This window comes from Ruegeria sp. HKCCD6157, assembly GCF_013110685.1.
Lineage (GTDB): Bacteria > Pseudomonadota > Alphaproteobacteria > Rhodobacterales > Rhodobacteraceae > Ruegeria.
The window spans coordinates 1,327,598-1,353,241 of the sequence record NZ_WVRB01000001.1; the positions used below are offsets into that span (position 1 = coordinate 1,327,598).

Annotated in this window: 24 protein-coding genes; 7 read left to right on the plus strand and 17 right to left on the minus strand. The window is 59.2% G+C overall.

The window, feature by feature from the left end:
* The first annotated feature begins 65 nt into the window (after nucleotides 1–65).
* From purM to rnd, 3 genes are all read left to right on the plus strand, one after another.
* Nucleotides 66–1,112 carry a phosphoribosylformylglycinamidine cyclo-ligase gene (gene purM / locus GS612_RS06310; protein ID WP_171639422.1) on the plus strand — a complete coding sequence of 349 codons (1,047 nt, stop codon included), beginning with the start codon at nucleotides 66–68 and terminating at the stop codon, nucleotides 1,110–1,112.
* Nucleotides 1,109–1,705 carry a phosphoribosylglycinamide formyltransferase gene (gene purN / locus GS612_RS06315; RefSeq protein ID WP_171204835.1) on the plus strand — a complete coding sequence of 199 codons (597 nt, stop codon included), beginning with the start codon at nucleotides 1,109–1,111 and terminating at the stop codon, nucleotides 1,703–1,705. The genes purM and purN overlap by 4 nt, the downstream gene beginning before the upstream one ends.
* Before the next feature lie 114 nt (nucleotides 1,706–1,819).
* Nucleotides 1,820–2,977 (plus strand): ribonuclease D, encoded by a 1,158-nt coding sequence (gene rnd, locus GS612_RS06320; RefSeq protein WP_171639423.1) that lies wholly within the window; start codon nucleotides 1,820–1,822, stop codon nucleotides 2,975–2,977.
* 6 nt (nucleotides 2,978–2,983) lie between these two features.
* On the opposite strand, the gene GS612_RS06325 is transcribed toward rnd, so the two are convergent.
* A complete protein-coding gene (locus GS612_RS06325) occupies nucleotides 2,984–3,514 on the minus strand; it encodes a hypothetical protein (protein ID WP_171639424.1) in 531 nt (176 codons plus the stop codon).
* A gap of 139 nt (nucleotides 3,515–3,653) precedes the next feature.
* Between GS612_RS06325 and GS612_RS06330 the strand changes: the two genes are divergently transcribed.
* Complete coding sequence (locus tag GS612_RS06330; RefSeq protein WP_117868838.1) at nucleotides 3,654–4,064, plus strand: SufE family protein; 411 nt, start codon at nucleotides 3,654–3,656, stop codon at nucleotides 4,062–4,064.
* Between the two features lie 2 nt (nucleotides 4,065–4,066).
* Here the strand turns inward: GS612_RS06330 and GS612_RS06335 are convergent, their stop codons facing one another.
* The 3 genes from GS612_RS06335 to GS612_RS06345 form a co-directional block, all read right to left on the minus strand.
* Nucleotides 4,067–4,726 (minus strand): DUF1638 domain-containing protein, encoded by a 660-nt coding sequence (locus tag GS612_RS06335; protein WP_171639425.1) that lies wholly within the window; start codon nucleotides 4,724–4,726, stop codon nucleotides 4,067–4,069.
* 77 nt (nucleotides 4,727–4,803) lie between these two features.
* Entirely contained in the window at nucleotides 4,804–5,841 is a 1,038-nt protein-coding gene (locus GS612_RS20510) for a Hint domain-containing protein (protein WP_171639426.1), read from the minus strand.
* Between the two features lie 146 nt (nucleotides 5,842–5,987).
* Nucleotides 5,988–6,686, minus strand: coding sequence for a B12-binding domain-containing protein (locus GS612_RS06345; RefSeq protein ID WP_152458104.1), 699 nt, complete (start codon nucleotides 6,684–6,686; stop codon nucleotides 5,988–5,990).
* Between the two features lie 270 nt (nucleotides 6,687–6,956).
* Here GS612_RS06345 and GS612_RS06350 point away from each other — a divergent pair, with 270 nt between their 5' ends.
* Nucleotides 6,957–8,024: a PA0069 family radical SAM protein gene (locus GS612_RS06350; RefSeq protein WP_171639427.1), complete on the plus strand. Its 1,068-nt coding sequence runs from the start codon at nucleotides 6,957–6,959 to the stop codon at nucleotides 8,022–8,024.
* Nucleotides 8,025–8,159: 135 nt separating this feature from the next.
* Here GS612_RS06350 and gltA read toward each other — a convergent pair whose 3' ends face one another.
* Nucleotides 8,160–9,455 carry a citrate synthase gene (gltA, locus tag GS612_RS06355; RefSeq protein WP_152458102.1) on the minus strand — a complete coding sequence of 432 codons (1,296 nt, stop codon included), beginning with the start codon at nucleotides 9,453–9,455 and terminating at the stop codon, nucleotides 8,160–8,162.
* A gap of 121 nt (nucleotides 9,456–9,576) precedes the next feature.
* A complete protein-coding gene (gene gltX / locus GS612_RS06360) occupies nucleotides 9,577–10,977 on the minus strand; it encodes a glutamate--tRNA ligase (RefSeq protein ID WP_171639428.1) in 1,401 nt (466 codons plus the stop codon).
* Nucleotides 10,978–11,055: 78 nt separating this feature from the next.
* Here gltX and GS612_RS06365 point away from each other — a divergent pair, with 78 nt between their 5' ends.
* Nucleotides 11,056–13,104 (plus strand): ComEC/Rec2 family competence protein, encoded by a 2,049-nt coding sequence (locus GS612_RS06365; protein WP_171639429.1) that lies wholly within the window; start codon nucleotides 11,056–11,058, stop codon nucleotides 13,102–13,104.
* On the opposite strand, the gene lexA is transcribed toward GS612_RS06365, so the two are convergent.
* The 6 genes from lexA to GS612_RS06395 all read right to left on the minus strand — a co-directional run bounded on the left by lexA (nucleotide 13,098) and on the right by GS612_RS06395 (nucleotide 17,923).
* Nucleotides 13,098–13,796: a transcriptional repressor LexA gene (gene lexA / locus GS612_RS06370; RefSeq protein WP_171167952.1), complete on the minus strand. Its 699-nt coding sequence runs from the start codon at nucleotides 13,794–13,796 to the stop codon at nucleotides 13,098–13,100. The two genes, GS612_RS06365 and lexA, sit on opposite strands and share 7 nt — an antisense overlap.
* A gap of 78 nt (nucleotides 13,797–13,874) precedes the next feature.
* On the minus strand, nucleotides 13,875–15,047 hold the full coding sequence (gene glp, locus GS612_RS06375) for a gephyrin-like molybdotransferase Glp (RefSeq protein WP_171639430.1): 1,173 nt from the start codon (nucleotides 15,045–15,047) through the stop codon (nucleotides 13,875–13,877).
* Nucleotides 15,044–15,517 carry a cyclic pyranopterin monophosphate synthase MoaC gene (moaC, locus tag GS612_RS06380; protein WP_171228256.1) on the minus strand — a complete coding sequence of 158 codons (474 nt, stop codon included), beginning with the start codon at nucleotides 15,515–15,517 and terminating at the stop codon, nucleotides 15,044–15,046. The genes glp and moaC overlap by 4 nt, the downstream gene beginning before the upstream one ends.
* Nucleotides 15,517–16,329, minus strand: coding sequence for an indole-3-glycerol phosphate synthase TrpC (gene trpC / locus GS612_RS06385; protein WP_171639431.1), 813 nt, complete (start codon nucleotides 16,327–16,329; stop codon nucleotides 15,517–15,519). Before trpC ends, moaC begins: the two co-directional genes overlap by 1 nt.
* A complete protein-coding gene (gene trpD / locus GS612_RS06390; protein ID WP_171639432.1) occupies nucleotides 16,326–17,345 on the minus strand; it encodes an anthranilate phosphoribosyltransferase in 1,020 nt (339 codons plus the stop codon). The genes trpC and trpD overlap by 4 nt, the downstream gene beginning before the upstream one ends.
* A complete protein-coding gene (locus GS612_RS06395) occupies nucleotides 17,342–17,923 on the minus strand; it encodes an aminodeoxychorismate/anthranilate synthase component II (protein WP_171639433.1) in 582 nt (193 codons plus the stop codon). The genes trpD and GS612_RS06395 overlap by 4 nt, the downstream gene beginning before the upstream one ends.
* Nucleotides 17,924–18,121: 198 nt before the next feature.
* On the opposite strand from GS612_RS06395, the gene GS612_RS06400 reads away from it, so the two are divergent.
* Entirely contained in the window at nucleotides 18,122–19,555 is a 1,434-nt protein-coding gene (locus tag GS612_RS06400) for a polysaccharide deacteylase family 2 protein (protein WP_171639434.1), read from the plus strand.
* Between the two features lie 57 nt (nucleotides 19,556–19,612).
* Here GS612_RS06400 and trpE read toward each other — a convergent pair whose 3' ends face one another.
* From trpE to fabI, 5 genes are all read right to left on the minus strand, one after another.
* Entirely contained in the window at nucleotides 19,613–21,124 is a 1,512-nt protein-coding gene (gene trpE / locus GS612_RS06405) for an anthranilate synthase component I (protein WP_171639435.1), read from the minus strand.
* Between the two features lie 11 nt (nucleotides 21,125–21,135).
* Nucleotides 21,136–22,977 carry a peptidylprolyl isomerase gene (locus tag GS612_RS06410; protein ID WP_171639436.1) on the minus strand — a complete coding sequence of 614 codons (1,842 nt, stop codon included), beginning with the start codon at nucleotides 22,975–22,977 and terminating at the stop codon, nucleotides 21,136–21,138.
* 80 nt (nucleotides 22,978–23,057) lie between these two features.
* Entirely contained in the window at nucleotides 23,058–24,233 is a 1,176-nt protein-coding gene (locus tag GS612_RS06415; protein WP_171639437.1) for an aminotransferase, read from the minus strand.
* 21 nt (nucleotides 24,234–24,254) lie between these two features.
* Entirely contained in the window at nucleotides 24,255–24,764 is a 510-nt protein-coding gene (gene gpt / locus GS612_RS06420) for a xanthine phosphoribosyltransferase (protein WP_152458089.1), read from the minus strand.
* Nucleotides 24,765–24,768: 4 nt separating this feature from the next.
* Entirely contained in the window at nucleotides 24,769–25,575 is an 807-nt protein-coding gene (gene fabI / locus GS612_RS06425) for an enoyl-ACP reductase FabI (protein WP_171167969.1), read from the minus strand.
* Nucleotides 25,576–25,644 lie beyond the last annotated feature (69 nt).

Below are 25,644 nucleotides of genomic sequence, written 5' to 3' on the forward strand. Positions count from 1 at the left end.
CTGACCGTTGCAACAAACGCCACAATCGACTAACCCGCCCGCAAAGCTTTCTTGAGGGACCGGACATGACAGCGGGTAAAAACGGAATCACCTATGCCGATGCAGGTGTGGATATCGACGCAGGCAACGCCCTGGTCGATCGGATCAAACCCGCCGCCAAGCGGACCAACCGCCCCGGTGTGATGAGCGGTCTGGGTGGATTTGGCGCGCTGTTCGATCTGAAGGCTGCCGGATACCAGGACCCGATCCTGGTCGGTGCGACGGATGGTGTGGGCACCAAGCTGCGGATTGCGATTAATACCGGCGTCGTGGACGGGGTCGGCGTCGATCTGGTGGCCATGTGCGTGAATGACCTGATCTGTCAGGGGGCCGAGCCGCTGTTCTTCCTCGACTATTTCGCGACCGGCAGGCTGGATACCGATACGGCGGCGCGGATCATCGAAGGGATTGCCGAAGGCTGTGCGCAGTCTGGCTGTGCCCTGATCGGTGGTGAAACCGCCGAGATGCCGGGAATGTATCCCGATGGCGATTTTGATCTGGCCGGGTTTGCAGTCGGTGCGATGGAACGCGGCGCAGATCTGCCCGCGGGCGTTCAAGCCGGTGACGTACTTCTGGGTCTGGCCTCGAACGGGGTGCATTCCAACGGCTATTCGCTTGTGCGCAAGCTGGTCGAACTGTCCGGTCTGGGCTGGGATTCGCCGTCGCCCTTCGGAGAGGGCAACTTGGGTGAGGCACTTCTGACGCCCACACGCCTTTACGTGAAACCGGCTTTGGCTGCGGTTCGTGCGGGTGGTGTTCACGCGCTGGCGCATATCACCGGCGGCGGGTTGACCGAAAATCTTCCGCGCGTGTTGCCCCAAGGGCTGGGGGCCCGGATCGATCTGGATAGCTGGCAGTTGCCCCCTGTCTTCGGTTGGATGGCGAAGACCGGCAGTATCGTTGAGTCTGAAATGCTCAAGACTTTCAATTGCGGCATCGGCCTTATTGTCGTGTGCACCGCGGACAAGGCGGATGAGCTGTCGGCCCTGCTGGCGGATGCGGGTGAAACCGTCGCTCGGATCGGTACCGTCACGGAAACGCCCGGCGTTGCCTATTCGGGCAAATTGCTGTGAGCCAGAAGCGCGTCGCGATCCTGATCTCCGGGGGCGGGTCGAACATGGTGTCGCTTGTTGACAGCATGACCAAAGATCATCCGGCGCGGCCCTGTTTGGTGTTGTCCAATGACGCGCAGGCAGGCGGGCTGAAAAAAGCTGCGGACCGTGGCATTCCGACCGCAGTGGTTGATCATCGCCCTTTCAAGGGCGACCGCAGTGCCTTTGAAGCCGAGCTTTTGAAACCCCTGCAAGAGGCGCGACCCGACATTGTCTGTCTGGCTGGCTTCATGCGGGTTCTGACAGCGGATTTCGTGTCTCGGTTTCAAGGGCGGATGCTGAATATCCACCCTTCATTATTGCCAAAATACAAAGGGTTACACACCCATGCCCGCGCGATTCAAGCCGGGGATTCCGAACACGGATGCTCGGTGCATGAGGTGACGGCGGCACTGGATGATGGCCCGATTCTGGGCCAGGCACGGGTGCCGATCCAAGCCGATGATACACCGGAATCGCTGGCTGCGCGGGTGCTGGTGTGGGAGCATAAGCTCTACCCCGAAGTGCTGCGACGCTTTGCAGAAGGCAACAGGTCGCCCGTCCTGTTGCCGTGAACGCTCTGTGGGTGATTTACACCCGTGCAATAATCGGCCTATGGTCGTCGACAACGCTCGGGACGAGGACAAAAACGGGCAGGCACAAAAACAAGAGCGATACTAGTACGGCGCATGAAAACCCTGACGACGACGCAAGAGCTGGCCGATTTCTGCAAGGCCGCCGAAGGCTATCCCTATATCACGGTCGACACCGAATTTCTGCGCGAGCGGACGTATTACTCCAAGCTGTGCCTGGTGCAATTGGCTGTCCCGTCCGAGGATGAAGACAGCGCGGTTCTGGTCGATCCGCTTGCCGATGGTTTGTCGCTTGACCCGCTTTACGATCTTTTCCGGAATGAAAGCGTGGTCAAAGTGTTCCATGCTGCCCGCCAGGACCTTGAGATCTTCTGGGTCGAAGCCGGCGTTTTTCCCAAGCCGCTGTTCGACACACAGGTCGCAGCGATGGTGTGCGGGTTTGGCGAACAGGTCGGCTATGAAACTCTGGTCCGGAAAATCTGCAAACAAGGCGTTGATAAGACTTCTCGGTTCACCGACTGGTCCCGGCGCCCGTTGACCGATGCTCAAAAAAACTATGCTCTGGCAGACGTGACGCATCTGCGCGGGATCTATGAATACCTGGCCGCAGAACTTGAAAAGACGCAGCGCAGCCATTGGGTTGCCGAAGAATTGCGGACGCTGACACAGCCTGCCACATATGACATCCGCCCTGAGGACGCATGGAAGCGGGTAAAGACGCGCACGAACTCGGCCAAGTTTCTGGCCGTGGTGCGCGAATTGGCGCAGTTTCGCGAATCCTATGCGCAGGAAAACAACGTGCCACGGAACCGCGTATTCAAAGACGACGCGCTGATCGAGCTGGCATCGACCAAACCCAAAACACATTCGGATTTGGGCGGATCCCGCCTGTTGTTGCGCGAAGCCCGCAAAGGGGCGATCGCCGAAGGTATTCTGGCCGCAGTCCAGCGTGGCGTGAATTGCCCGCCCGACAAATTGCCCAAGGTCGACACTTCGCGCGACAAGCTCAAGGTCAATCCGGCGCTGGCTGACCTGCTTAGGGTTCTGCTGAAGTCCAAGACCGAAAGTTCAGGTGTGGCGGCGAAATTGATCGCCACAAGCTCGGACCTGGATCAGATTGCGGCCGGCGAGCGGGATGTTCCAGCCTTGTCGGGATGGCGGTTCGAGGTCTTTGGCGAGGATGCTCTCAAACTGTGCGAAGGAAAGATTGCCCTCGCGGCCAAAGGACAGTCGGTCAAGGTCGTGTCCCTGTAACGGCGCTTACCGGCGCCGTGATTCCAGTGCGTTTTGCTGTCCGACCACGCGGACCAGCCGAATGCCTTGCAGTTCCTGATTCGAGATATTGATGGCGTCCGATACCATCCGAGTACGTTCCGACCCTTGCGGCGTCTCATAGCTGGGGTAGTTCACACGGAACACAAATTCCAAAGTTCCGTTCTTCTGGTTTTCTTCCTTTTCAACAGGAACCAGACGCGCGTTGAATGCCCCCTGTCGGACAGCCGTGCCAGACGCATAGATGATCGCGCCGGTGGGAGTTGGGTCGATACGCAACTCGTCGATCTGACCAATTGGAATGCTGGTGTCTTCGGCTTCGGGGCGGGAAAACAGGCCGGTTCCTCCGCCTTGCTTCGGAACCAGTGCGTCGGCGGCATTTGGGTCGGGCGGTGTTTCGGCCTCGACAGATCTGCTGGATCCGAACCAGTTTGACGGGTTCACCCGAGAGTCACGCCAGCTGCTGCATGCAGTCAGGGTCAGCGTGGCGATGATGAGAACGGACAGAGATTTTTGCATGGACCCACAGACTTTCACACGAGTTCAGGCAATGGGTTAGCGCATATTCTTCGCGTTGAAAAGCCACCGCGGGGGCTGGACAGTGGCGGGTCACCGGCTTAGGTCACAATTGTGAATGCAACCAAAGGATCACCGCATCATGGCCACGCCCGCCTTTGAAGAGATTGTCGAGGATTTCGAGTTTCTCGAGGATTGGGAAGACCGGTATCGCCATGTTATCGAGCAGGGCAAGGCGATGGAGCCGTTGGACGACGCATTCAAGGTTCCGGCGACAAAAGTGCATGGATGCGCCAGTCAGGTCTGGCTGCATCCGATGATTGAATCCGGCGTCTTCAAGTTCGATGGTGACAGCGATGCACTGATCGTGCGTGGGCTGATCGCTGTTCTTCGGTCCTTGTACAACGGTTTGCCCGTGGCCGAAGTTCCCAAAGTCGATGCGGGGGCGGAACTGGCACGCCTTGGCCTGAACGACCACCTGTCCGCTCAGCGCTCAAACGGCCTGCGGTCGATGATCGAACGCATCCGGCAGGTCGCACAGGAAAACGCCTGACCTCATCTTGGGCGGTTTGCCCAGTCCGACAGCGTGTTTTCCAGATCGCCGTAACCGGTGAACCGGCGTTCGAATTCCAGCCCCATCCGGTCTGCGCATTCGCGCGCGCGTTCCGTCAGTTCTGGGCTGTCGATCTGGGCCTGATAGACAAGTTTGGTGTAATTGCCGAAATACATGTCACGCAGTTCCGGGTGGCGGTCCAGGCCCAGTGGTTTCCAGACAAAGGCGTCGAATTGCCGGGCCAGGAAATCTGTCAGATAGAACGCGGTTGTTTCGACTTCTCCGCGGTCCTGAAAGGCCTGATTTCCTTCGAAGAAGGAATAGCAATGGGGCCCCTTCACCATTTCGACCCCAAGTTTTTCGCAGGCGGCCTGAAGCAGACCCCCGGTGCCGCAATCGGCGTAAACGATGTAGATCTTGTCAAAATCGCCTTGATGCTTGGCCACGGCGTCTTCCACGGCCTGGGTGATCCGTTCCGGGTGAACGTGCAGGATCGCAGGCAGGCAGGTTAGAGCCATGTGATCCCAGCCATTCCGTGTTTTGATATCCAGTATTTCGCGCGCAAGAGCGCCGCAGGCAATCAACAGGATGCTTCCCTTGCCTGTATCTTCATAGCCCTTCGAGGTCAGGCTTGCATCATCTGGCAGGGATTCGTTTGACATCGCTTGGCATCCTCCGGGGCTTTTGCCATAGGAGGATGATTGAGGCCGTTGGGCAAGCCCCGATCCGACATCTCATGTCAGGCCGCCGACGCATGCGCTTCAAACGCAGTCAGCAGGGGCCGGGCCAGCGGGCCGTACGCGGCAACACCGTTCACCGACAGTTCCGGAAACAGCGACAGGATTTCTTGCCGTGCGGCAGACCCGAGACTGTCCCAGATATGCGCGCCGGGATGAAAGCTCTCGCTCAGGCAACCTTCGGCCCAGAGCAGCTCATGCCGGTCGAACAGCAAGTGGATGTAGGTCACCACCCCTCCGGGCCGCAGTATGATGTCGGACCCGTTCACGAGATGTTTGGCAGGCGTCAGGGCTTCGCAATGTCCGGTGTTCAGCTCGAGACGCCAATCCCCAATCAGCATGCGGTGTTGTTGTGACACCAGAAGGTCGCGCGAGTTTCCGATGGCGCCCGCTTTGAAAAGAACAGGCGCATGCGGACCCGTTGCCTTGACGGTTCGCCGCCCCATCCAACGCAGGGGTTGCAGCCCATGATCATGGGTTTCGATCCGGTCGTCGACGGACAGGGTTTCAATCGGGCGCGCGCCTTGTTCGGTGCGGATCATCGTTCCGGGGGTAAAGCAGGGTACCAGATCCCAATCTTCACGGCGGGATGTCAGGCCTGAATACCGGTTTCCGGCAAGGCTGTTGAGCGTGATCGAGCGGACAGGGCCAGCCTCCAAGGCGGATTGGTCCGAATTGTCCGAGAATTCCGGCATCAGATAGGTGTTGCCATCCACATCCTGCGCCACAACTGCGGAAATCCTGGCAGTTGATCCGTCAAAATAGGTGATCGTGGCGTTGTAGACCGAAGTGCCATCGAATGTCTGAGGCGGCCCGCCATCGATCGAAAACCGATCATTGGCCGACATGTTGTTCATGTTGTAGTACGAACTCGGATTGCCGACCGCGCTCCAGGTGACGCTGTTGTGAGCCAGCGGATCGTCGGACCCGCCAAAGGTTTTCCCTACAAGCGCCGAAGCGTTTTCAGCTGTGTTGTTGCGTTCGAAACTGTCGATATCGGCAAGTTTGCCGAGCGAGATGGCTGTGAACGTAGTCGGCACGAGACCCCCTGGGGATGTGAATGCCTCGTTCTTTTAGACCTGCTTTGGTTTAAAATTGTATAATCCGGATCCTCCGGTGACAAGGCGCTTCAGAATCGAAAAGGCCGCCCGGATCGGACGGCCTTTCAATCAGTATTGTTCGGGTCTTAGCCAGCCAGTTGATTGTGCTTGCGGCCCACGAATTCCTTGGCGGTTTCCACTGCAACAGCTGCGTCGCGGCAATAGGCATCCGCGCCGATGGCTTTGCCGAACTCTTCATTCAGGGGCGCGCCGCCGACCAGAACGATGTAATCGTCGCGGACGCCCTGTTCGACCATCGTGTCGATGACCACTTTCATGTAAGGCATCGTAGTGGTCAGCAGGGCCGACATGCCCAGAATGTCGGGTTGTTCGTTTTCCAGCGCTTCCAGGTAGTTTTCGACCGGGTTATTGATGCCCAGATCGACAACTTCGAAGCCAGCGCCTTCCATCATCATCGAAACAAGGTTTTTGCCGATGTCGTGGATGTCGCCCTTCACGGTGCCGATGACCATCTTGCCGACGCGCGGTGCACCGGTTTCGGCCAGCAGCGGCTTGAGAATGGACATGCCGCCCTTCATCGCGTTTGCGGCCAGCAGAACTTCGGGGACGAACAGGATGCCGTCGCGAAAGTCATGGCCCACGATGGTCATACCGCCAACCAGAGCCTTGGTCAGGATGTCATAAGGTGTCCATCCGCGTTCCAGCAGGATGTTGGTACCTTCTTCGATCTCTTCCTTCAGGCCATCGTAGAGATCGTCGAACATCTGCTCGACCAGTTCGTCGTCATTCAGTTCGGACAGGACGATGTCTTCTTCGTCGGACATGGGGTATTCCCTGTGCTGGGCGGGCCATCGACCCGTGGTGGCATTTTTTCCGTTTTGGCCAAAACGTCGCATCGTGACTGTGACGATTGCGACGTCGGTCGTTTCGGGACCGACCTATAAGCCAAAAAATGGGGGGGCTCGATAGAAAAGTCTGCAAGATTATCCTGCAGACTCTTCAACTAACTTCAATCCAACGAAGATTTGGCGGGGGTTGCGCCAAATCGGCGACAGGCCTATGTTTACGCGGGAACAAAAGAAGAACATACTGACATGAACATCGCGCGGACGATCAAGGCAAGAGGAACAACGACGAACGAAGCTGGTCGGTTTGAACGCTTTGCCACCACGCCCGCCGAAGACGGGTGGGACATAGAGGAAGAATTGCCGCCGCTGCGGACCGAGACAAGCGAAGAGGTTGCGCGCAGCGCTATTACTTACAACCGATCTCCTGACTTGCCCTTCGATCGGTCGATCAACCCGTACCGGGGATGTGAACATGGCTGCGTTTACTGTTTTGCGCGGCCCAGCCACGCGTATCTTGGGCTATCGGCAGGATTGGATTTCGAAACCCGCCTGATCGCTCGACCCAACATGGAGCGTGTTCTGCGCAAGGAATTGTCCGCCAGATCCTACAAAGTCGCGCCGATTGCAATTGGTACGAATACGGACCCGTATCAGCCGATTGAGAAAAAGCACATGATTACAAAGTCATGTCTTGAGGTTTTGAGTGAGTTCAACCACCCGGTCGCAATCGTCACCAAGGGTACCCTGATAGAGCGGGATCTGGAGTTGCTTGCCGACATGGCAGGCCGGGGGCTGGTGCGGGTTGGTATTTCGCTGACAACGTTGGATGCGGAATTGTCCCGCCGGATGGAACCACGGGCGCCGTCGCCCCTTCGGCGGTTGCGCGTGATCCGAACGCTGACGGAAGCGGGCGTTCCGGTGCGTGTCATGACGTCACCCATCGTGCCGGGGCTGACGGATCATGAACTGGAAAGCCTTCTGGAAGCAGGGAAAGAGGCCGGTGCGGATGCCGCAAGCTGGATCATGTTGCGCCTGCCGCGCGAGGTTTCGCAGCTTTGGCAGGGCTGGCTTGCAGATCATGAGCCGTCGCGGGCGGAAAAGGTCATGTCCAAACTGCGGGAAATGCATGGAGGGCGGGACTACGATCCGCGTTGGGGGCACAGAATGCGGGGCGAGGGTGAGTATGCCGGGATTATCGCTCAAAGGTTCGTGAAGACCTGCAAACGTCTGGGGCTGTCCACAAAATCGGCCCCGTTGCGTTGCGACTTGTTTGCGGTGCCGCCGCAGCCCCGGGATCAGCTGAGCCTGTTCTGAGGTCGTGCGCCCCGGCTTGTCCGGTGCTTTCTTGCGCGGGAAAACACCGGGTCTTCGCGCTCTCATTGCTTCAGCCCAAACAAAAAGACCCCGGCAGTACCGGGGCCTTCGAAACAGATTGACGTGAGGCGCGTATCAGCGATTTTCGATATCCACGTAATCGCGCAGCGTTTCGCCCAGGTACAGCTGACGCGGGCGGCCGATTTTGTTTTGCGGATCGGCGATCATCTCTTTCCACTGGCTGACCCAGCCAACAGTGCGTGACAGGGCGAAGATCGGCGTGAACATCGAGGTCGGGAATCCCATCGCTTCGAGGATGATGCCCGAGTAGAAGTCGACATTCGGGAACAGCTTTTTATCGGCGAAGTACGGGTCTTCCAGCGCTTCGCGTTCCAGTTCCTTGGCAACCTGCAATTTCGGGTTGTCTTCAACGCCCAGCAGATCAAGAACTTCGTCAGCCGATTGCTTCATCACTTTGGCGCGCGGGTCGAAATTCTTGTAAACGCGGTGACCAAAGCCCATCAGGCGGAACGGATCGTTCTTGTCTTTGGCGCGGGCAATAAACTCGGGGATGCGATCAACGGTGCCGATCTCTTCCAGCATCTCCAGGCAGGCCTGATTTGCGCCACCATGTGCCGGACCCCAAAGGCAAGCGATGCCAGCGGCGATACAGGCAAACGGGTTTGCCCCCGAGGACGACGCCAGACGCACGGTCGATGTCGAGGCATTCTGTTCGTGATCCGCATGCAGCGTAAAGATGCGGTCCATGGCGCGGCTGAGGATCGGGTTGACCTCATATTCCTCGGCAGGAACGCTGAAACACATGCGCAGGAAGTTCGAGGCATAGTCCAGATCGTTGCGCGGATACACGAAAGGCTGACCAGTGTGATACTTGTAGGCCCATGCAGCAATAGTCGGCATCTTGGCGATCAGACGATGCGATGCGATTTCACGCTGCTGCGGGTCCGAGATATCCGTTGAATCGTGATAGAAGGCCGACATCGCGCCGACAACGCCGACCATGATGGCCATCGGGTGCGCGTCGCGGCGGAAACCGCGATAGAAATACTGCATCTGCTCGTGCAGCATGGTGTGGCGTGTGATCGTGGTCTCGAATTTCTCAAGATCCTTTGCCGCCGGCAGTTCTCCGTACAGCAGAAGATAGCAGACTTCGAGGAAATGCGATTTCTCGGCCAGTTGGTCGATCGGATAGCCGCGGTGCAGCAGTTCGCCTTTTTCGCCGTCGATATAGGTGATGGTGCTGTCGCAGCTAGCGGTCGAAGTGAACCCGGGATCGTACGTGAAGACGCCGGCCTGACCATAAAGCTTTCGGATATCAATGACATCCGGACCAGCGGTCGGAGAATGAACAGGCAACTCATACTCTTTGCCGTGAACGGTCAGAGTGGCTGTTTTGTTGCTATCAGTCATGGTTGTCCCTTCTTCATTCATGCGCACGCCAGAGATACCTCCGGTGATACGGGCAATGACTGCGCGTGGACGCGCAGTCCGGGTGTTAGCGGAGCAGCGTTACCCCTTTATGAAGCTTGGGTTATTTCGCTGCTTCAGAAAGCCGCGCCAGGGTTTCTTCCCGTCCCAGCACAAGCATCATGTCAAAAACCGAAGGCGTAACGGCCCGACCCGCCAGGGCGGCCCTCAGCGGACCGGCCAGCTTGCCGAACTTGAGCTCCTTTGACTCGGCAAAGGAATTCAGGGCCTCCTCCAGTTCGTTCCGCGACCAGCTAACATTTTGCAGATGCGGCGTCAATTCCGTCAGTATACCATCGGATACAGTTGCCAGTGCCTTTGCCGCCTTTTCATCCGGAACGATCGGGCGGTTTGTCAGTGCAAAATGAGCCTTTTCAAGCAGTTCCGGGAAAGTGCGCGCCCGGTCCTTGAGGCAATACATCGCACGTTCCAGATCACTGGATTGTGTTTCGGTAAGGGGCGGAAGGTCTGCTGCGGCCAGATATGCTTCGATCTCTTGCCGCAGTGCAGCATCAACCGAGATTGCGATATGCTGTCCACACAGGTTTTCAAGCTTTTTCAGATCAAACCGTGCAGGGCTTTTGCCGATCCCGTCCAGATCGAACCAGTCCTTTGCCTGCGCATCCGTGAAAAACTCATCGTCGCCATGACTCCAGCCCAGCCGGGCCAGGTAATTGCGCATCCCGGCTGCGGGATAGCCCATGGCCTGATACTCCTGCGCTCCAAGAGCACCATGGCGCTTGGACAGCTTCTTGCCGTCCGGCCCGTGAATCAGCGGGATATGCGCCCAGACCGGAACGTCCCAGCCCATGGCTTCGTAGATCATCATTTGCCGCGCGGCGTTGTTGAGGTGATCGTCGCCGCGGATGACATGGGTGACACCCATGTCGTGATCGTCGACAACGACTGCCAGCATGTAGACGGGTGTTCCGTCCGAGCGCAGAAGAATCATGTCGTCCAACTGGTCATTGCGGATGCTCACATCGCCCTGAACCTGATCGTGGATCACGGTCACCCCGTCCTGAGGCGCCTTGATGCGTATGGCAAAAGGTGCATCCGGATGTGTCGCAGGATCGGCGTCACGCCATGGGCTGCGGAACAGGGTTGATTTCCCTTCGCTGCGCGCCTGGTCCCGGAAAGCCGCGATTTCTTCCTGGGTCGAAAAACACTTGTAGGCTTTGCCCTCGGCCAGCAACTGATGCGCGACCTCGGCGTGACGGGCAGCCCCTTCGAACTGGCTGATCACATCACCGTCGTGATCAAGGCCAAGCCAGGCCATGCCCTGAAGGATCGCGGCGGTCGCCTCGGGTGTCGAACGTTCGCGATCGGTGTCTTCGATCCGCAGCAGGAATTTGCCGCCCCGACCACGCGCATACAGCCAATTGAACAATGCAGTGCGCGCGCCGCCGATATGCAGGAAACCGGTGGGCGAGGGGGCAAAACGAGTGACGACCTGTTCAGTCATGGTGAGGATTAACCTTTTGGTAACCGTATCTGGCATAGTTTGAAGCCTGTCTAACGAGCCCGAAGGACGGGGGCAACCATGCGTGTTCTTGCACGGGTCGAGGCCGCGCTGCTGCGCCAGACAGGCTACCTTTTCCCTTGGACGCCGGTTTTGCTGGCGACGGGGATTGGTCTTTATTTCGGCGTCCGCGTCGAGCCGGATTGGTCAGTCTATGCCGGTCTTGTCTGTCTTGGAATCGCTCTTGTCGCCTTGCGCCGCCGGCTGCCACCGGGGGTAGGAACGTTGGCAATCGGGGGGGCGCTGATCGCTGCCGGTTTCATTCTGGCAGGCGTTCGCGCCCATATGGTGGCAGAACCGGTACTGTCGTGGCGATATTATGGCCCTGTCGAGGGGAGGGTCGTCGCCATGGATCGGTCTGCCTCGGATGCGTTGCGGTTGACGCTTGATCAGGTACGCATAGGGGATGTACCTCAGGAGCGCAGGCCGCAGCGCATCCGTCTTTCCGTTCATGTTCCAACGGGCGCAATTGCACCGGGGCAGCGTATTATGACCACAGGTCATCTTTCGCCGCCGCAGGGCCCGGTCGAGCCCGGAGGTTTCGACTTTCGCCGACATGCCTGGTTTCAACGATTGGGCGCGGTCGGCTATACCCGCGTCCCGATCATGACCATCGCGCCAGCGACCGAGGGGATCGACGGCATTCGGGTCACTGCGATCCGCATGGCCATTTCGCAGCGGGTCAGGCAGATTCTGCCCGGTGAAATCGGTGGATTTGCCGCCGCCGTCACCACCGGAGATCGCAGCGGGATGGGGCAGGAGACGCTATCATCCTTGCGGGCGTCCAATCTGGCCCATCTGCTGGCCATTTCCGGGCTTCATATGGGGCTTCTGACAGGCTTCGTATTCGTCGCGTGTCGGTTGGGGCTGTCGTTGTGCCCCCCCGTGGCGTTGCGACTTCCGGTTCGGAAGGTGGCTGCTGTTCTCGCGCTTTGTGCCGCAACCCTTTATCTGTTGTTGTCCGGCGGCAACGTTGCAACCGAACGGGCCTTTGTCATGGTCAGCGTCATGCTGGGCGCCGTATTGATCGACCGACGCGCGATTTCGCTGCGTGCGGTTGCTGTTGCCGCCGTAATCGTGCTGGTTCTTCGGCCCGAGTCGCTGCTGAGCCCCGGATTTCAAATGTCCTTCGCCGCAACCACAGCCTTGGTCGCCGTCTTCGGAGCGTTGCGAGAGATGCGCCCGATGCCCGGCCCAAACTGGCTGAAGCCAGTCGCCGGCGTGGTGATGTCATCGGCAATTGCAGGCCTTGCAACAGCCCCCATAGGTGCAGCGCATTTCAATACGATGTCCCATTACGGTCTGCTGGCCAACCTGCTTTCCGTTCCTGTCATGGGCCTTTTTGTCGTGCCCTCCGCCGTCGTCGCGGCGCTTCTGGCCCCGTTTGGACTGGAGGCAATTGCCCTGACCGTCATGGGTTGGGCGTTGCATTGGATCCTTACGGTTTCCGACTGGGTATCGCACCTTGATGGCGCGCAGGGTTTTGTGGTCAGCCCGCCTTGGTACATCCTGCCCCTGGTCGCATTCGGCGCCTTGTGGATGGCCTTGTGGCAGGGACATGCACGGCGGGCCGGAGCAGTGCCTGTTGTCCTGGCATTTCTGCTTTGGAACTCGGGGCACAGACCGGATGTCCTGATCGCTGAAAACGGCGGATTGGTAGGGGTCATGACCGACAAGGGGCGGGCCCTCAGCAAAAGCAAAGGCAGCGGGTTTGTCGCCGGTGTCTGGCTTGAAAATGACGGGGACGGCGTTGATCAGATCGAGGCGGCGCTCAGATGGCCGGACAGCGACATCGTGCAACGATACCCGCTGAAGGATTTTGAGATCATCCATATCACCGGAAAACGGGCGGCGCGGGTGTTTGATGAATGTCAGGAAAACCAGATCATCATCTCGGCCGTTGCGCTTGCCCTGCAAGGTTCGTGCGGAGTATTCGATCCGGAACGGTTGTACGAAACCGGCAGCCTGTCGGTTTCGAACGGAAAGCTGACCTCGAGCGCGGACATGACAGGTCATCGGCTTTGGTCCCCGAAACCTGCCGGGGACCGTCATTCCAATCAGGCTCAATAGGTGCGGATCAGTCCGACCAACCGGCCCTGAACCTTGACCTTTTCTTCGGGCAGGACGCGCGTCTCATAAGCCGGGTTTGCAGCCTCAAGCGCGATTGCGTTGCCGCGGCGGAGGTACCGCTTGAGGGTCGCTTCCTGATCCTCGACCAAGGCAACCACGATGTCGCCGTTATCCGCGGTCGAGGTTTCTCGGATGACGACCACGTCACCGTCATTGATGCCAGCGTCGATCATCGAGTCGCCGCGAACTTCCAATGCATAGTGCTGACCCTGTCCCGAAACCATGGGGCCGGGAACGGCCACGTGATGCGATACATGGCTGATTGCTTCGATGGGAACACCGGCTGCGATCCGGCCCATGACCGGCAGCTCGAGCGCGTCCACCGATACAGGCTCCACGTTCGCAGGGCGGGGGCCCTTGGGCCGGTCGCCTTCGATCACACGTGGCGTAAATCCAGCTGTCGGCTCACCGCCAAGGCTTTCGGGCAATTTCACGATCTCAATGGCCCGAGCGCGATGGGCAAGGCGGCGGATAAACCCACGTTCTTCCAATGCGGTGATCAACCGGTGAATGCCGGACTTCGACCGCAGGTCGAGAGCAGCCTTCATTTCATCAAAACTGGGCGGAACACCGTCCGCCTGCACGCGTTTGTGGATGAATTCCAGCAAATCCAATTGCTTCTTGGTCAGCATCGCTCACACCTCGTCGCTCATTCGTTTTCTTTTGTTCTACGCATGTTCACGTTTTGTGTCAACGAATTTGAGGGCAGGTCAGATCGGCAGGTATTCGACCATTTCCCGGATGTCGCGCGCCGGATCGTGTGGGGCGCGGACCAAAAGCGCGTTGGACTGAGCCAATACGCTGAGAAGGGAACTGTCCTGATCTGCGCAAGCTTCGATACCGGCATCCGTCACCACGGCGCGCATATAATGCTCGCGCGGGCCATTCTCGGGCAAAGGACCACTCAGCCGGGCCGTGCGGAAGGGCGGCAGCACCTGTTCAAGCCCCAGCATCCGGCGCACCATCGGAGCCAGAAACAGATAGCCGCAGACCATGGCGCTGACCGGATTGCCCGGCAACCCGACCATCGCCGCGTTGCCAATACGACCGGCCATCAGGGGTTTCCCGGGGCGCATTCGGATCTTGTAGAAGGATTGCTTCATCCCCAACCCCTGCGAGACGTCCGACACGAGGTCATAATCGCCAACCGACGCCCCGCCGATCGTCACGACCAGATCCGCCCCCTGCGCAAGACCAAAGGCCGTTTCAAGTGACGAAACAGTGTCCCGTGCGATCGGAAGCACGCGCACCACAGCCCCCAATCCTTCGAGCATTGCCTTCAGGCCAAATGTGTTCGATGCAATGATCTGATCCGGGCCGGGTTCTTCCCCGGGCATGACCAACTCATCACCAGTCGAGATGAGGGCGATCACGGGTTTGCGCGACACAGGGACGCGAGGGATGTTCATCGCGGCCATCAAGGCCATATCTTCAGCGCGGATCAATCGCGGGGCCGATATGGACGTGCCAGCCTTGAAATCCACGCCAGCGGGTCGGATGTTCGTTTTGGCGCCGGGTGTGTCCGTGATTGTCAGCAGATCACCGCGGCGGTCCGTATCCTCTTGAATCACAACGAAATCCGCGCCCTCGGGCACAGGGGCGCCGGTATAGATGCGAACGGCCTGTCCGGGGCCTACAGCGCCCTCAAAACGACGCCCGGCCGCTGACTCGCCCACGACTTTGAACATGGCGTGCAGTTCGACCTCGTCAGATTTGACTGCATAGCCATCCATGGAAGAGGCGGCAAAAGGCGGCTGATCCCGCGTGGCCGTGACGTCCCGCGACAGAACGCGCCCTGCGGACTGGGCCAGTGGAACCTCTTCGGCCGGCAATGGCCCCACAAGATCGAACAACAGGGCGCGCGCCTCTTCGACAGTAATCATTTCGCCTCGTAACGCCCTGATTTACCGCCATCTTTGAGCAGAACGCGAATGCCGCCTATCTCCATCGCCTTATCGACGGCCTTGGTCATGTCGTATACGGTCAAGGCGGCTGTCGATACGGCGGTCAGCGCTTCCATCTCAACCCCGGTCTGGCCCGAGGTCTTGACGGTGGCCTGGATCCGAACACCCGGCAGGTCCGGGTCAAGAGTCAGCTCTACGGCCACTTTGGTCACCGGCAAAGGATGACACAGCGGAATGAGGTCCGGCGTCTTCTTTGCGCCCATGATGCCGGCCAAACGGGCAATGCCCAGAACATCGCCTTTCTTGGCGCGACCTTCGGAAATGATTTCAAAGGTTTCCGGCGCCATCCTGATGTGACCTTCGGCAACGGCGATGCGATCCGTCACCTCCTTGTCCGAGACATCGACCATATGTGCCTGACCTTGGGCATCGAAATGGGTCAGTGGCATCACATCACTCCGGGGATCAGCGGGTTTGACAGGATATGGCGTGTTGCCGCTTCAACATCGTCCTGGCGCATCAGGCTTTCTCCGATCAAAAAGCAGCGGGCACCATAGCGTGCAATGTCCTTCAGATCGTCTGGTGTACCCAGTCCGCTTTCGCACACGATGGTGCGATCGGCGGGCACCAGCTTGGACAGGCGGCGCGTCGTGTCGAGCGTTGTCTCGAATGTCTTCAGATTGCGGTTGTTAATACCGATCAGCGGGCTTTTCAGCTGTGCCGCGCGTTCAAGCTCTGCTTCGTCGTGTACTTCGATCAGAACATCCATTCCCCAATCGAATGCAGTGTCTTCCAGTTCAGCCGCCTGATCATCACTGACCGAGGCCATGATGATCAGAATGCAATCCGCCCCCAAGGCGCGTGCTTCGACCACCTGATACGGGTCGTACATGAAATCCTTGCGCAAGGCGGGCAGGGACGTCGCCTCGCGCGCCTGCGTCAGATACTCTTTCTTGCCCTGAAAGCTGGGGGTGTCGGTCAGGACGGACAAACATGTCGCGCCACCATCTTCATAAGCCTTTGCAAGAACGGGCGGGTCGAAATCCGGCCGGATCAGTCCTTTGGACGGGCTGGCTTTCTTGATCTCGGCGATCAGGCCATAGCCTTGCCGTGAGGCGTGTTGCAACGCACTGGCAAAGCCACGGGGTTCCGAGGCGGACCGGGCCTCGCTTTCCAGTGTTTCCAGGGATTTCTGCGCTTTGTCCGCCGCGACTTCTTCCAGTTTGTAGGCTTTGATTCTGTCCAGAACGGTTTCGGTCATGCGGCTTCCTGTGTCTTGGCGGCCAAGGCCGTGATTTTGTTTTTGGCATTGCCACTGTCGATGCTTTCAGCAGCCATGGCCACGCCTTCGCGCAGATCATTTGCCGCTTCGGCGACGACCAGAGCGGCAGCCGAATTCAGCAACACCGCGTCACGATACGCGGACGGTGCACCCTCCAGCAAAGCCCGGAACGCAACGGCGTTTTCCTCGGGCAAGCCACCGATGATGTCCTCGAACGGATGCACCGGAAGACCTGCGTCTTCGGGGTGCAGTTCGACCTCTTTCACAATCCCGTCTTCCAGAGCGGCGACCCAGCTGATGCCGGTGATCGTAAGCTCGTCCGTCCCGTCCGAACCATGCACCAGCCAGGCCCGGTCCGAGCCCAGTAGGCCAAGCGTTTCGGCCATCGGCCGGATCAGGTCGCGGCTGAAGGCACCGGTCAATTGCCGTTTGACGCCGGCAGGGTTGGTCAGGGGCCCGAGAATATTGAAGATCGTGCGCGTTCCCAATTCTTGCCGGGACGGCATCACATGGGCGATGGCAGGGTGGTGCATAGGCGCCATCATGAAGCCGATACCAACGTCTTTCAGCGCATTTTCAACAACTTGAGGGCCAACCATGACGTTGATGCCCATCTGGCCCAACGCATCCGCCGCGCCGGATTTGGAGCTCAGGTTGCGATTGCCGTGTTTCGCGACCGTGACTCCGGCACCGGCCACGACAAAAGCGGTCGCGGTCGAGATGTTCAGGGTGCCTTTGCCGTCGCCGCCGGTGCCGACGATATCCATCGCCCCCTCGGGTGCGTTTACGGCATTGCATTTCGAACGCATCACGGCGGCTGCCGCAGCGTATTCATCGACCGTCTCACCGCGTGTCCGCATGGCCATCAGCAACCCGCCGATCTGGCTGGGCGTGGCTTCGCCATCAAACAGTATGGCAAAGGCTTTTTCGGCCTCGGCACGTGTCAAAGGACGATCGGCAGCGGCTCCGATCAGCGGTTTAAGCGCGTCGCTCATGCCGGGACTTTCAGTTCTTGCAGGAAGTTCTTGAGAAGGGCGTGACCGTGCTCGGATGCGATGGATTCCGGATGGAACTGCACACCGTGGATTGGCAATTCCTTGTGCTGCAATCCCATGATCGTGCCGTCGTCCAGCTCGGCCGTGATCTCCAGGCAATCGGGCAGGGTCTCGCGCTCGACCACCAGCGAATGGTAGCGCGTTGCCTCAAAGGGTGAGGGCAGACCGGCAAACAACCCCTTGCCGGTGTGCTTCACCGTGCCCATCTTGCCATGAACGATCTCGTGGCATCGAACCACCTTGCCGCCAAACACCTGGCCTATGGTCTGATGGCCCAGGCAAACCCCCAACAGCGGCGTTTTGGTTTCAGCGGCCGCTTCCGTCAGTACCAGGCAAATCCCCGCCTGATCCGGGTCGCAGGGGCCGGGGCTCAGCAGAATGCCGGCGGGGTTCATGGCCATCGCTTCCTGCACATCCAGCGCATCATTTCGGCGAATGACCATTTCGGCACCAAGTTCGCCTAAATAATGTACCAAATTGTAGGTAAACGAGTCGTAGTTGTCGATCAGCAGCAGCATTTGGGCACTTATCTTCGCTTGGGCATTTCGGGCTGGCGATGCAGCCCCGGGCCACGGTATAATGTCCGCACATACATGCTCAGGCTTGAGCGGCAGCGTCAAGAGGACATACCGTTTCTGGCGCGTTCAATTGGCCGAGCGCCACACCAGATGGCGCAGAGCTGGACGAGGCAGAGGAAAGAGGCGAAAGGCAGGAAAATGGGCGGATTTTTCGGAGGAATGGTCGCGGGCGCGATCGTTGTTTTGATCTTGGGCGCGGTCGTGTCTCTCAAGACGCCGATGGTGAATACCCCGGTTGTCGCAACCGAAGCACCGGCACCGACGATTTCTGAAACGCCCGAAGGCCCGGCTGAAGTGGCTGAGGCCGGTTCTGACGCCGATCTGGTGGAACTGGCCCCGCGTGCGCCAGAAGCCGCCGATGACGCCAGCGAGGATCTGGCCGATCTGTCGGGTCTGGAAACATCAGTCGATTCCCAGCCAGTTGTCGGCGCCGCAACGGACGAATTGATCCAACCGGAATCAGCAGATGCAAATGAAGTGTCATTCGTGATCGAAGCACCCGCCGCCCTGCCAGAGCCAAGTCAGGTTCCCGCGATTCAGCCAGACGATGTGCTGCCTGCGGTCATTGATGAAACACCGGCCCCGCCGGCAGAGCCCGAGAACACCGAGATGGCCGCGCTTGCGCCCGAACCGGACCCTCTGCCACAAGCAGCGCCAGAACCGGAGCCAGAGTCGACAGAGGCCGAAGAACAGAACCCCTTTGAAAACAGCCCTATTGCCGTGGAAGGCGATGAAGACACCATGCCACGTGAACTGCCGCGCATCGCTGCGCTGCCCCAGATCGGGGGTGAGCAGAAAGCAAATGCCAGCTCGATCATCGGAAAACGCGTCGTTCCGCTGACGGAACGGGATGATGAGCCCGTCGTGGAACAGGCCTCGGCCGAACAGCCGAAATCGACCAAGCCGATCGAGCGTTTTGCGGCAAAGTTCGAAAACCCCGAATCCAAGCCGCTGATGTCCATTATTCTGATTGATGACGAGGGTGCATTCGGGTCCGAGGCGTTGCAGGACTTTCCCTATCCGATCAGCTTTGCCGTGAACCCATCGGACCCAGACGCGGCAGAAAAGATGGCCCGTCACCGCAAGGCCGGGTTCGAGGTTCTGGCCCTGGCGGATCTGCCCGAGGCCGCAAGCGCGCAGGACGCCGAGGTGTCGCTGTCGGTGTGGCTGGATACCCTGCCGGAAACGGTTGGCATTCTGGAAGGTGTGAACAGCGGGATTCAGGGCAATCGTAAACTGGCTGATCAGGTCGCCGCGATTGCTGCGGGAACCGGCCGGGGGCTGATTACGCAGGACAACGGGCTCAACACCGTGCAGAAACTGGCGGCGCGAAACGGAATTCCGTCCAGTGTCGTTTTCCGCGATATCGACGGCGCACGGCAGGATCCGAAAATCATGCGCAGATTCCTGGATCAGGCCGCGTTCCGTGCGGGTCAGGAAGGGACAGTGGTCATGCTGGGACGCGTGCGTCCCGAGACGATTTCAGCCCTGTTGCTGTGGGGGTTGGAAGATCGGGGCAACCGCGTGGCAATGGCTCCGATCTCGGCCGTCATGATGAAACAGGTGCAGTGACCTGCGCAGAATGCAAAGAAAAGGGGCGGTGATCATCTGATCGGCCGCCTCTGTTTTTTAGCCGTTTCCGTTGCCGGTAAACCGCGCGGCGTCAGCTGCTGCGCGCCGTATGGCGTTGGATTTATGAACAGTTTCCATAAACTCGGCTTCGGGGTCGCTGTCGTAAACAACACCACCCCCAGCTTGGATATAGAGTTTCTGATCTTTCACGATGGCGGTACGCAGGGCAATACACATGTCCATGTCTCCGCCCGCGCTGAAATAGCCGACGCCGCCGCCGTAAACGCCGCGCTTTTCAGGCTCCAGCTCGTCGATGACCTCCATCGCGCGCACTTTGGGTGCGCCCGAAACCGTTCCTGCCGGCATACCCGCAAAAAAGGCATCCAACGCGTCTTTGTCTTCGGCCAGTTCGCCTACAACGTTTGATACGATGTGCATCACGTGGCTGTAGCGTTCGATGATGAATTCTTCGGTCGGACGCACGGTTCCGATCTTTGACACGCGACCGGTATCGTTGCGACCCAGATCCAGCAGCATCAGATGCTCCGCCAGTTCTTTCTTGTCGGCCAGCAGGTCCAGCTCGTTCGCCTTGTCTTCTTCGGGCGTCGCGCCGCGTGGGCGCGTGCCTGCGATGGGGCGTATGGTGACTTCGTTGCCAAACACACGCACCAGGATTTCGGGGCTTGCGCCCACGACCTGAAAACCGCCGAAGTTGAAGTAGAACATGAAGGGTGACGGATTCGTGCGCCGCAAAGATCGGTAGAGAGCAAAAGGCGGCAGCGGAAAATCCTGCGTCCAGCGCTGTGCCGGGACAACCTGAAAGATGTCACCCGCGCGGATGTATTCCTTGGCCTTTTCAACCGCCTCCATATAGCCGGATTTGGTGAAGTTCGACACCGGCGGGGCGACCTCGCGCGCGTCGCCCAGATCGCGGGTTTCCGCGGGCATGGCACGTTCCAGGTCGCGGACCGCATCCATCACACGCTCAGCCGCCTGGGCATAGGCCGCCTTGGCCGATTGACCGTCGCTGGCCCAGACAGGTGAAACCACCGTCACCTCACCCTTGACACCATCCAGTACCGCGATGACAGACGGGCGCAGCATGATCGCATCGGGCAAACCCAGTGGATCAGGGTTCACATCCGGAAGGTGTTCCACCAGCCGAACCATGTCATAACCCAGATACCCGAACAGCCCGGCAGCGGCCTGTGGCAGGTCATCGGGCAATTCCATGCGGCTTTCGGCAAGAAGCGCCCGCAGGTTGTCCATCGGGTTGCCATCTTGGGGCGAGAACGCCTCGGCATCGAAACGGGCCGAACGGTTCAGTTCCGAGGTTTCCCCATGACAGCGCCAAACCAGATCAGGTTTCATGCCAATGATCGAATAGCGGCCACGAACCTCACCGCCTGTCACCGATTCCAGCATGAACGCATCTTTCTGCGCGCCCGTCAGCTTGAGCATCAGTGAAACAGGTGTGTCCAGATCGGCGGCCAGACGCGTATATACAACCTGGTTTTCGCCCGCATCATAGGCGCGCGCGAAGGTTTCGAAATCGGGTGTCAGGGCCATATCGGTCTCGTTTAAAAGCTCGCCTGCACGGCGTTCAACGCCTGTTGATCCACCACGGGGCGCGCCCGGGTCTGGGCATCACGTACGTAGGCGTTAAAGATATTCTGTGCCAAAGCCTGATCCATCTGCGAGCTCAGGGCATCACGCAACTGACGCAGTTCATCCGTATCCGCCGGCGGCAGGATTTCGTCCAGACGCACAATCCAGGCCGCGCCGTTGCCGCCAATAACGCGCAACTCGCCCGGTTCCATGGCGAATACTTCGGTCATGAAATCGGCGGGAACGTCATCCAGAAACGCGGTGCGGGTCAGGGCGTTTTCGACGCGGAAGGGCAGACCGGTCGCGGCAAAATCACCGTCAGTGGCCAGTTGGTTCAGAATGGCATCCGCCTTTTCCCGTAGGGCTTTGTTGGTCTCGGCCTGTTGCCAGGCCGCGGCGACACGGTCGCTCGCGCTCTCCAGCGGTTCCGGGCGGCGCGGCAGAACCTCGTCCAGGCGCAGGGCAAAAATTGACCCGTCTTCGAGAAAGGCGATTTCAGGGAAATCCCCTTCCTGAACGGCTTCTGCGGCCGCTCGGAACCCGTCATAGGCCGCAACGCCTTCGTCGCTGTCACGGGTCCAGTCGATCTGACCCAGTTCCATTTCGGTTTCTTCCGCCAGTTCTTCCAGCGTTGCACCGCCAGCCAGCATATCGTTGATATCTTCGGATTGCGCCTCGATCAGACGGCGGGCGCGTTCAGTCGCCAACTCTTCCCGAAGTGCCGGCTCGGCCTCTTCAAACGGAACGTTGTTTGCGGCCAGTGATCCGTTGACGCGGAACAGGGCCGGACCGAACACCGAAGGCAACGGGCCCACGACAGTGTCAAGCTCGGCCGCAAATACGGCATCCGCAGCTTCGCCCAGATCCTCACGCGTCACGTCGCCCAGATCGATGTCGTTCAGTTCCAGTTCGCGATCCCGAACCAACTGTTCGAACGTTGTGCCGCCAACCTCAAGCTGCGCCAAAGCGTCCTTGGCGGCCTGTTCGCTTGGGAAGTTCAGACGTTCGACCAAACGGCGTTCGGGCTGGTTGTATTCGTCGTTTCGTTCTTCATAAAGCTTGCGCAGCGCGTCTTCGTCGATTTCGACCGTATCCACCAACATAGCCGGCGACAGAATCGCATAAGTCAGCTGCTTGGTGCGGGGCAGCATGAACTGGTCCCCATTGTCATCATAGAATGCCTGGATCTGTGCGTCCGTTGGTTCGGCCACAGGTGTATCCAGCGCTTCCGTTCCAACAGTTGCAACCGTAAAGCTGCGCCGCGCGCCGATATAATCGATCATCGTGTCCGTCAGCGTTGCCGGCATTTTCACGCCGCCCATGATTGCGCCCTGCACGATGGTTCGGGCGGATTCCTTGCGCAGATCGGATTCGAACTCGGAATCGGTCATGCCGACCTGCTCCAGCTGAAAGCGATAGGATTCACGGTCAAACGTTCCGTTGACGCCCTGAAATGCCGGGATCGAGATGATTTCTTGCTGAAGGTTCTCATCGCCGATGGAAATCCCAAGCTGACCGACCTCGTTGTCCAGCGCAGCCAAAGCGGTCAGGCGGGCAAGGGCGTTTCGGTCCAGACCCAGGTCGCGGGCTTGCGACATCTGCAAAGGTTGCCCGGATTGTGCCTCTACCGCTCGGATCTCGCGCTGCAATTCGCGCACGTAGTCATCGACCGAGATGCTTTCGTCGCCGACTGTCGCAACTGTGCGGATCGTCCCGCTGAGGTTGACCGCGCCAAATCCCGCAAGGCCCAGCATCAGCAGGCCCATCAGAATCCAGACAAAGGTTTTCGAAAGACTTTTAGCGCCTGCGGCCATGATGCCCTCTTGTTTTTTCGGCAGAGTTCTGCCCTGTCGGTTGCGGCCCTGAATACGACGCACACCGCCGAGGGGCAAGCTTAGAAGGGCAGGTCCTGCAACCGGTCGAACAATTGGCCCAGCCCGGCCCGATCCAGATTGGCAAAAGCAATGCGCACCTGCCGTTTTCCAGCCGGGTCATGATCGGGCATGAACATGGTTCCGGGCAACAGCAGCACGCCGGCTTCGCTGACCAGTCGGCGCGCAAGCTCGTCTGACGGCATGTCGAACGGATGTTCGAGATAGGCAAAATAGGCGCCAAGTCCCAAAAGCCGCCACCCCCGGGCTTCAAGCGCCGGCATGCCTTCTGCAATGGCTGCGCGGCGGTCAAGAATTTCGTCACGCTCGCCGGCCAGCCATTGCGACAGGTTTTGCATACCCCACAACGCTGCGAACTGGCCGATCTGGCCTGGGCAAATGGCGACCGTATCCAGAAATTTCTCGACCTCGGCCAACAAGGCCGGGCTTGTTGCGATGGCACCCACCCTGTGGCCCGTCAGACGATAAGCCTTGGAGAAAGAGTAAAGATGGACAAGCGTTTCGTCCCACCCGGGGTGCTGAAACAGATCATGCGGGGGGCCGCTGCGGCTGTCGAAATCGCGATAGGTTTCATCGACGATCAGGCGGATCCCGGTTTCACGGGCCAGGTTGTAGAAGGCTCTGACCAGTTCGGCAGGGTATTCGACGCCGCCCGGATTGTTGGGCGTGACCAGCGCAATGGCGCGTGTCTTGTCGGTAATCAATGCGCGCGCACGCTCGGGATCGGGCAAAAGATCGTCGCCGGTCGGCAGGTCCACGGCCTGCACTCCGGCCATGTCCAGCCACATTTTGTGGTTGAAATACCAGGGGGTTGGCAGAATGACCTCATCCGCTTCGCCGGTGATCGCCGATATCACGGCCGAAAACGCCTGATTGCAGCCCGAGGTGACGGCGATCCGAGGTGCGTCTACCTGCGCCGCATAGTGAGAACTGATCTGCGTCGCCAGTTCGGCGCGCAGATCGTCATTGCCCAATACCGGGCCGTAAAGATGTGCGCTGTCTTCGCGAACGGCGAACTCGGCCATAGCCCGCCGCAAGGCCAGCGGCGGCGGATCAACCGGGGCCGCCTGGCTTACGTTGATCAACGGGCGGTCGGATGGGAAGGCAACGCCCTCGACCCATCGGCGCGCCTCCATCACCGGAGGTGCGAATGTTGCGGCGGTACGGCTGAGCGTCATGAGCGGTCTACTAATCAGAAATCAATCGGTGCCGCGATACGGCTCGACATATTGAAGGGCCATATCCCATGGGAAGAAGATCCATGTGTCCTGGCTGACTTCGGTGATGAAGGTATCCACCATCGGGCGGCCCTTGGGTTTGGCGTAAACCGTCGCGAAATGCGCATTCGGGTACATGTCCCGAACCAGTTCCAACGTCTTTCCGCTGTCGACCAGGTCGTCGATGATCAGAATACCGGTTCCGTCACCCATCAGGTCGGCGTCCGGAGATTTCAGCACCTCTGCTTCACCCTGTTCCTGGTGGTGGTATGAACGCACGCTGATCGTATCGACCGTACGGATGTCCAGTTCTCGGCTGACGATCATCGCAGGCGCCATGCCGCCGCGCGTGATCGCGACAACACCCCGCCAGTTGCCATCATCGGGACCTTGCCCGTCAAGACGCCAGGCCAGCGCACGCGAATCGCGATGAATCTGGTCCCAGCTTATATGAAAGCCTTTTTCGTGGGGCAGGCGGTCCTTGGCGCTCATGTTATTAACCTTTTTCAACGTCCGGGGCGTCAACGGCCTTCATGCCGACGATGTGATACCCCGAATCCACATGCAGATTCTCACCAGTGACACCGCTGGACAGATCCGACAACAGGTACAGCGCCGAGTTGCCGACGTCATCGATCGTCACGTTGCGGCGCAGGGGCGAGTTATATTCGTTCCACTTCATGATATAGCGGAAATCGCCGATGCCGCTGGCGGCCAGCGTCTTGATCGGCCCGGCCGAGATCGAATTCACGCGGATCCCATCCTTGCCCAGATCCTCAGCCAGGTATTTGACCGACGCCTCCAGCGCGGCCTTGGCGACGCCCATGACATTATAATGCGGCATGACCTGCTCGGCGCCGTAGTAGGTCAGGGTCACAGCGCTGCCGCCCTCTGACATCATCTTTTCAGCACGCTGCATCACGGCTGTGAAGGAATATACCGAAACATCCATCGTCAGTTTGAAATTCGCGCGGCTGGTGTCGACATAGCGACCGCGCAGCTCGTTCTTGTCGGAAAAGCCGATGGCGTGGACGATGAAGTCCAGCTTGCCCCATTTCTCTTCCAGTGCCGCAAAAAGCGCGTCGATGGATGCTTCGTCACTGACGTCGCAGGGCAGAACGATTTCGCTGCCCAATTGTGCCGCCAGCGGATCGACGCGCTTTTTCAAAGCCTCGCCCTGATAGGAAAAGGCCAGCTCGGCCCCGGCATTCGACAAGGCGCGGGCGATTCCCCATGCGATTGATTTGTCATTGGCCAGTCCCATGATGAGGCCGCGTTTGCCGGCCATCAACTGATTTGACATGTTCGGTTCTCCGCCTGTCTTCGCGTTATGTTGAGTTGGTTTATGCCATTGGTTGCGTTGCATCAAGGC